The sequence below is a fragment of the Streptomyces zingiberis genome, assembly GCF_012034935.1.
Lineage (GTDB): Bacteria > Actinomycetota > Actinomycetes > Streptomycetales > Streptomycetaceae > Streptomyces > Streptomyces zingiberis.
Map to the genome: position 1 here is coordinate 1 of NZ_JAATEN010000066.1, position 419 is coordinate 419.

Sequence of the window (419 nt, forward strand, 5' to 3'; positions counted from 1 at the left end):
GAGGTGTCGCTGGGGCAGCACACGGCGAATGCGAGCCGTCGGGTGACGACGGCGCCGACGGTGAGCAGTGGGTACAGCCCGGATGCGCGGCTTCTGTTCGATCCGCATGGTGGTCCGGCCGGTCGGCATGTGGAGTTCTTCCCGGAGCCGACGGTGGCGGAGTTGGACGGGCTGGCGCGGACGGCTGGGCTGCACCGGGGTTCGGCGGATGCGTCGGTGGAGGTTCGGCGGACGACGCTGCGGCTGGTGCGGGCGTTGCGGATCGTGTTCGGTCCGGAGGTCGAGGGGGACGCGGCCCGGTATACGCCGTTGGTCAAGGGGATCGGGGCGCTGGAGAGGCTGCGGTCGAACGATGCGGCGCTGAGCCGGTACACGCCGTTCCGGATGGAGTTGTGGACCGCGGCGGCGGAACTCGCCGG

The 419-nt window shown here is 71.4% G+C and carries 1 protein-coding gene; it reads left to right on the forward strand.

Translation table 11 applies throughout. From position 1 onward, the window contains the following. Nucleotides 1-419 (forward strand): hypothetical protein (locus tag HCK00_RS26715; protein WP_168104618.1); only part of this gene is annotated, 419 nt, incomplete at both ends.